General features: G+C 71.7%; 7 protein-coding genes. 6 read left to right on the plus strand and 1 reads right to left on the minus strand.

The genetic code is table 11. The features are described 5' to 3' along the window. Positions 1-81: 81 nt before the first annotated feature. From CJ226_RS13680 to CJ226_RS13700, 5 genes are all read left to right on the plus strand, one after another. Positions 82-948 (plus strand): MurR/RpiR family transcriptional regulator, encoded by an 867-nt coding sequence (locus tag CJ226_RS13680; protein WP_062637987.1) that lies wholly within the window; start codon positions 82-84, stop codon positions 946-948. A gap of 2 nt (positions 949-950) precedes the next feature. After that, complete coding sequence (locus CJ226_RS13685) at positions 951-2,126, plus strand: exo-beta-N-acetylmuramidase NamZ domain-containing protein (protein ID WP_102209507.1); 1,176 nt, start codon at positions 951-953, stop codon at positions 2,124-2,126. Between the two features lie 63 nt (positions 2,127-2,189). Beyond that, on the plus strand, positions 2,190-2,678 hold the full coding sequence (locus CJ226_RS13690) for a DUF3253 domain-containing protein (RefSeq protein WP_257996664.1): 489 nt from the start codon (positions 2,190-2,192) through the stop codon (positions 2,676-2,678). Positions 2,679-2,748: 70 nt separating this feature from the next. Next, complete coding sequence (locus CJ226_RS13695; protein WP_102209509.1) at positions 2,749-4,155, plus strand: MFS transporter; 1,407 nt, start codon at positions 2,749-2,751, stop codon at positions 4,153-4,155. Positions 4,156-4,201: 46 nt separating this feature from the next. Next, positions 4,202-5,119 carry a cation diffusion facilitator family transporter gene (locus CJ226_RS13700; protein ID WP_062637979.1) on the plus strand — a complete coding sequence of 306 codons (918 nt, stop codon included), beginning with the start codon at positions 4,202-4,204 and terminating at the stop codon, positions 5,117-5,119. A 6-nt stretch (positions 5,120-5,125) separates the two neighbouring features. Here the strand turns inward: CJ226_RS13700 and CJ226_RS13705 are convergent, their stop codons facing one another. Then, positions 5,126-5,683: a MarR family winged helix-turn-helix transcriptional regulator gene (locus tag CJ226_RS13705; RefSeq protein ID WP_231868304.1), complete on the minus strand. Its 558-nt coding sequence runs from the start codon at positions 5,681-5,683 to the stop codon at positions 5,126-5,128. A gap of 126 nt (positions 5,684-5,809) precedes the next feature. On the opposite strand from CJ226_RS13705, the gene CJ226_RS13710 reads away from it, so the two are divergent. Beyond that, the gene (locus tag CJ226_RS13710; RefSeq protein WP_102209510.1) at positions 5,810-6,586 is read left to right on the plus strand and encodes a MarR family winged helix-turn-helix transcriptional regulator; all 777 of its coding nucleotides are present in this window, start codon (positions 5,810-5,812) and stop codon (positions 6,584-6,586) included. The last annotated feature ends 242 nt before the right edge of the window (positions 6,587-6,828 follow it).

Consider the following 6,828-nt stretch of genomic DNA (forward strand, 5'->3'; position numbering starts at 1 on the left):
ACTGTGGGCAATCTCTTACAAAAATGCAAGCCTTTCTGAAAATTCCTACCGAGCGCAGACCCGACCTGCCATCATGGGCTCGTGCCGAACAGTGTCGTGACAGCCATCCATCAGCGCCTCTCCGCGCTCACTCCCACGGAACGCCGCATCGCCGAACGCGTGCTCGCCGAGCCGCAGGCGGTCCTCGAGAACTCCATCACCCGGCTCGCCGAGGAGTGCGGGGTGTCGGTCGCCAGCGTCGCGCGCTTCACCCGCAGCCTCGGGTTCCCCGGGTACCCCGACCTGCGGATCGCCCTGGCCGGAGAGCTCACGCGGAGCGCGTCCGAGCGCGAGCGCTTCCAGGTGTCCGCGGGCGATGTGAGCCGCCACGACGACGCCGCGACCACGGTGCGCAAGATCGCCTTCGCGGAGGCCGAGGCGATCGAGCGCACCGCCCGCCAGCTCGACATCGCCGAACTGGAGCGATGCGTCGCCGCGGTCCGCAGCGCGCGCCGCATCGACATCTACGGCGCGGCCTCCAGCGGGCTCGCCGCGCAGGACCTGGAGCAGAAGCTCCATCGCGCCGGTCTCGTCGCCCAGGCGCGGACCGACCACCACCTCGCCCTCACCGGCGCCGCGCTCCTGGACGATCGGGACGCCGCGATCGCCATCTCGCACTCCGGCCGCACCCTCGAGATCGTGCAGGCCGCCGAGGTGGCCGCCGCTGCGGGCGCCACTACCATCGCCATCACCAACAACCCGCGCTCGCCGCTCGCCCGCGCGTGCGCGCACACCCTCGTCACGGCGGTGTCGGAGTCGACCTTCCGGTCTGGCGCGATGGCCAGCCGCATCGCCCAGCTCGCCGTCCTCGACTTCCTCTACACGCGCATCGCGCAGGCCGACTACGACCGGATCTCCGCGAACCTCCAGCGCACGCACGACGCCGTCACCGCTCACAGAATCGATTGATCATGCAGCTCGGAATCGACCGCCTCCTCCACGACGACCTGACGCAGCCGCAGCGGGACCGCCTCCGCGGCGCCCGCATCGGGATGGTCACGAACGACCTCGCCCTCACCTCGACCCTCGCCCGTGGACGCGCAGGCCTCGCCGACGCCGGCTTCCCGCTCACGCTCCTCTTCGGCCCCGAGCATGGCCTCGACGGCCGAGCCCGGGAGGGGGAGCTGATCGGGGATCTGCGCGACACGGTGACCGGGCTCCCGGTGCGCAGTCTCTACGGCGAGAACGTGCGGCCGGCACCCGCCGACCTCGCTGAGCTCGACGTCGTGCTCATCGACCTGCCCGACGTGGGCGCGCGTTTCTACACGTACATCTGGACGATGAGCCATGTGCTCGAGGCGTGCGCCGACGCGGGCGTCGCCGTGATGGTGCTCGACCGCCCCAACCCGCTCGGCGGACGCCTCGAGCAGGCCGAGGGCCCGATGCTCGACGAGGCGGCGAACTCGCTCGTCGGGCGGTGGACGATGCCGATCCGCCACGGCTTGACGATCGGCGAGCTCGCGCGGCACTGGGTGCGCACGCGCCGGATCGACGTGGAGCTGCACGTCGTCGAGGTGCAGGGGTGGACGCGCGATCAGACCGCACTCGGCCGGCAGGAGCTGATCTGGATGCCGCCCTCGCCGAACCTGCCCAGCGCCGCGACCGCCCTCCTATATCCCGGGACGTGCCTGGCGGAGGGCGTGAACGTCTCCGAGGGTCGCAGCACGGCCGTGCCCTTCCGCGTCGTCGGCGCCCCGTTCATCGACGCCGAGCAGTACACGACCGCGTTCGTCACGCTCGCCCTTCCCGGCGTCACCGCCTCCCCCTACGGCTTCACCCCTCTGGTGCGGGATCACGCCGGCGAGGCCTGCCAAGGGCTCCTCCTGCACGTGACCGACCCGGACGCCTTCCGGCCCGTGCACACCGGCGTCCGCCTGCTGTCCCTGCTCGCCACCCTGTATCCCGAGGCGCTGGCCGAGCGGGCCCTGGTACCGATGCCCGGGGAGTCCGACTGGTCCCCTCTGGAGAAGCTGTTCGGGGTCGAGGGTGCCTTCCATCGGATCACGGCGGGCGAGTGGGACGAGCCGGAGTCGCTCGCGGTGCCGGACTGGCCGGGGCTCGTCGACGCCGACCTCCTCTACCGCTGACCGGCGGCCGCGCGGACGTCAAGGGGATGGCGCGGCGCGCGGCCGCCGCACAGGATGGCCGGTATGACGGACGACGGCCCCGCACGTACCGCGGACGGACACCACATCGTCGTGAACGGCCGTCGGTGGCGCGCCACCGATCCGTCGATCCCCGAGAACCTGCGGCAGGAGCTCGTCGACGAGCTCATGGCCGCACGGCGCGCGGTCAAGGCGGCGGAGCCCGACGCCCGCCGTCGCGTGCAGGATGCGAAGACCGCCCTCGGTGAGCGGGGTGCCCCGTGGTGGGAGGAGCCGTCCGCAGCGCAGGCCGAGGAGCGGATCGCCGCGACGATGCGCGCCCTCACCCGGAAACGCGCGGACTCGTCGATCTGCCCGAGCGACGTCGCCCGCGCGGTCGGCGGCGAGGAGTGGCGCGGCCGGATGTCCGACGTGCGCCGCGTCGCCGCGGATCTCGCCTCCCGCGACGTCGTGGTCGTCACACAGAAAGGCGAGCCGGTCCAGATCACCGACGCCCGGGGCCCCGTCCGGATCCGCCGCGGCCCCGCCCTCTGAACGCCCCGGGCGCCCGATACCGACGGCGCGCCGTCACCGGGCGTTCACCGTCCGCGGCCAGACTTCGACCATGACCTCACCCGATCCCGCGGCGGGCGCCCCCGAGCCCGTGGCGACAGCGAACAGCGGCGCCGTGGCCGTCGTCGGCCTCGATCTGCGCGGAGACACCCCCGCGCCTCGGAAGCAGGTGTACTCCTGGGCGCTGTGGGATTGGGCGACGCAGCCGTTCAACACCGTCATCCTTACGTTCGTCTTCACGGCGCTGTACCTGGTCAGCGCCTCGTTCCTGCCGCCGGAGGTCGCCGCCCTCGACCCGAGCGACCCGGTCCGCGTCGCCGCGGAGGCCGACCTCGCCTCCGGTCTCGGACTGGGGTCGACGATCGCCGCCCTGGGCATCCTCCTGCTCGCTCCCGTCCTCGGCCAGCGCGCCGACGCGGCCGGACGACAGAAGCTCTGGCTGGGCATCGGCACCGGCGCTCTCATCCTGTGCATGCTGGGACTGTGGTTCGTGGAGCCGCAGCCGGCCCTCTTCTGGCTCGGCGTCGCGCTGATCTCCGCCGGTTCCGTGTTCGGCGAGATCGCCGCGGTGAACTCCAACGCCATGCTCATCGGCATCGCGAACCCGAAGAACGTCGGCCGCATCTCCGGCCTGGGCTGGGGCTTCGGCTACCTCGGCGGCATCATCGCCCTCGTCATCGTCGTCCTGCTCGACACCTTCGACTGGTTCGGGATGTCCACCGACAACGGCCTCGCGTACCGGCTGATCGCCGTGGGGTGCGCGGTCTGGGCGATCGTCTTCAGCATCCCGATCTTCCTCAACGTGCCGGAGCCGTCGCTCGGGCGGCCCGAGCGCAAGGTGGGGTTCTTCCGCTCCTACGTCCTCCTCGTGCAGGACGTGATCGGTCTCTACCGCGACCCGCAGACCCGGTCGACGTTCTGGTACCTGCTCGCCAGCGCCGTGTTCCGCGACGGCCTCGGCGGGGTCTTCGCGTTCGGCGCCATCATCGGGACCGCGGTGTTCCGGTTCGGCACCCAGGACATCATCGTCTTCGGCATCGCCGCGAACCTCGTCGCCGGCGTCTCGACCATCATCGCCGGACGCCTCGACGACCGCCTCGGCCCCAAGCGGATCATCCTCGGATCGATCGGATCGATGATCGTCGCCGGCCTCGCCGTGTTCCTGCTCCGCGACGCCGGGTCCCTCGTGTTCTGGATCGGCGGCCTCGTGCTCTGCGCCTTCGTCGGCCCGGCCCAGGCGGCGGCGCGCTCCTTCCTCGCCCGCGTCACCCCGGCCGGCCGGGAGGGCGAGATCTTCGGTCTCTACGCCACGACGGGCAGGGCCGCGAGCTGGATGGCCTCCGCCGCCTGGACCGTGCTGATCGTCGCGACGAGCCAGACCGCCTACGGGATCCTCGGCATCGTCATCGTGCTCATCATCGGGTTCCTCCTCCTGCTCCCGGTGAAGGCGCCGCGCTGAGCCCGCTCAGGGCGCCGGACGAGTCGGGCGGGAGTAGCCTGACCCGGTGACCGTCGTCCTCGCCTTCCTCGCCAACATCCTCGTCGCGATCGCGAAGACGGTCGCCGCCGTCATCACCTCGTCCGCGTCGATGGTGGCCGAGGCCGCGCACTCCTGGGCGGACGCGGGGAACGAGGTCTTCCTGCTCATCGCCGACCGGCGCGGCGCGAAGACCAAGGACGCCCGGCATCCGCTCGGCTACGGCCGCAACGCGTTCGTCTGGTCCCTCATCGCGGCGTTCGGCATCTTCACCGCCGGCTCGATCGTCTCGATCATGCACGGCATCCAGGAGCTGTCCGACACCGGCCCCGTGGAGAGCCCGGTCGTGGCGTACATCGTGCTGGGCATCGCCTTCGTCCTGGAGGGGGCGTCGTTCACCCAGGCGATGGTTCGCTCCCGTCGGCTGGCCCAGGAGCGCGGATCCTCCACGTGGGACTTCGTGCTGGAGACGAGCGACACCACGCTCCGGGCGGTGTTCTTCGAGGACTCCGCCGCCCTCATCGGCCTCGTGCTGGCGGGCGGATCGATCCTCCTGCATCAGCTCACCGGTGTCGCCGCGTGGGATGCGATCGGGTCGATCCTCGTCGGGATCCTGCTGGGCGTCGTCGCCGTGATCCTGATCGGACGGAACATCGCGTTCCTCGTCGGCACGTCGGTGTCCCCCGCACTGCGCTCGCGGGTGGGCACGGCCCTCCTCGGCATGGACGACATCGAGCGGGTCACCTACCTGCACATCGAGTACGTGGGGCCGAACCGGCTGTTCCTCGTCGCCGAGGTCGACCTCGCGGGCGATGCGCGCGAGCACGACGTGGCCCGGCGGCTGCGGGAGGTGGAGCGGCGGATCGAGGCGCACGACGCGGTGGAGACCGTCGTGCTGTCCCTCTCGGTGGACGACGAGCCGTCGCTGGACTTCGCCCGCGCGTGAGTCCGGTCAGGCGCGCCAGTTGTCGGCGAGCTTGGTGAGCAGCCGCGCGAGCTCGGTCCGCTCCGCATCGGTGAACGACTCGAGTGCGCGGCCGAGCAGTTCGCGGCGTTCGCCCCGCATTCCGCGAGCCAGTCGGCGCCCCTCGTCGGTCAGCGCGATGCGGGTGCGGCGGGCGTCGTCCGGATCGGCCTCGCGGCGCACGAACCCGGCCTGCACGCCCTGCTGCACGAGCCGGGACGCCCGCGGCTGATCCACGCCGATCGCCTGCCCGAGCGCACTCACGCTGAGGGGTTCCGGCGCGGCGGCGAGGGCTTCGAGCATGCGGAGACGGGCCGGTCCGCCGAGGCGGCCGCCGTCGGCCATCCACGGCGGCATCCCGGGGTGACCGCGGTGATGGGCGAAGTGCTCGCGCGGGTCACCGTGGGGCCCATGCCCGTGTGCGCCGCGTGGCCCGCCGTGCTCGCGACCGCCGGGCCCTGGTCGACGTCCGCGCAGCCGGGAGAGCGCCTGCGCGATCGCTTCGGCGGCATCGGGGGATGCGGGGTCGATCGGATCGGTGGCCATGCCCCGATTTTACATGCAGCTTGACATGCGTTTTCGTTCCATGTCACACTGCATGTACATGCACAGTGACATTGATATGTCGGATGACATCCGTCATCGGTGCACCACAGACCACGAAGGATCACCATGAACACCACTGCAGACAGCACTTCTGACAACACCTCCCGCCCGTTCGGTTTCTGGCTCAAGGCCGTCGACCGCCTGATGGCACAGGACTTCGCCACTGTCTTCGCCGCGGAGGGCGCGACCCGCCGCGACTGGCGGCTGCTGAACGTCGTCGACGGCTCGGTACCCGCGCGCCGCCCGTTGACCCCGCACAAGCTGCACGATCTCGTCGACCGCGGCTGGGTCGAGGCGGACGGCGATGGATGGGCGCTGACCGACGAGGGCCGCGCGGCGAAGGAGCGCCTCGGCGCCACCGTCGACGGCATCCGCGCGAAGGTCGCCGACGCGGTCTCCGACGAGGAGATGGCGACGACCCTCGCGGCGCTCGAGAAGATCGCCCGCGCCTTCGGGTGGGACGAGGAGACCCCTCTCCCCCGGAAGCAGCGCCCCGGGTTCGGCTTCGGCCCTCGCGGCGGCTTCGGTCGCCGGCACGGCTTCGGGCACGGACACGGTGTCGGTCCCGGGCACGGCTTCGGCCACAGGGAGGGCTTCGACCGCGGGGACTTCGGGCCCCGGCACGGCTTCGGCCCCGGGGAGGGCTTCGAGCCCCGGCACGGCTTCGACCGTCACGACGGCGAGGAGGACGGCGGGTACCGCGGACGCGGTCACCACGACGGTCACGCACACCGCGGCCACGGTCACGCGCACCGCGACCACGGCCATCGGGCGCAGCGGATGGCGGAGCGCGCATTCGAGCGCGGCTTCGACGCCGGATTCCGCCACGGCCACGCCGCCTGACCTCACCTCCCCGAAGCGCCCCACCGGAACCCCGGCTGGGGCGCTTCCGCGCGCCGGGACACATCTCCGGGATCACTTCCGCACCTCCCGAGCGCACTCGAGGCACGTCTTCGATCCCTCACCCGAGGCATCGCCCGACCCAAGCCGAGAACGCAGGCGAAGCGCCCTGCCTGGAGTCCCGCGGGGTGGTGGTCTTTCGGGCCCGCGGCGTCGTGACCGCGACGGGGTGAGCCATCGTGCGA

Source organism: Microbacterium sp. UMB0228 (genome assembly GCF_002871415.1).
Taxonomy (GTDB): domain Bacteria; phylum Actinomycetota; class Actinomycetes; order Actinomycetales; family Microbacteriaceae; genus Microbacterium.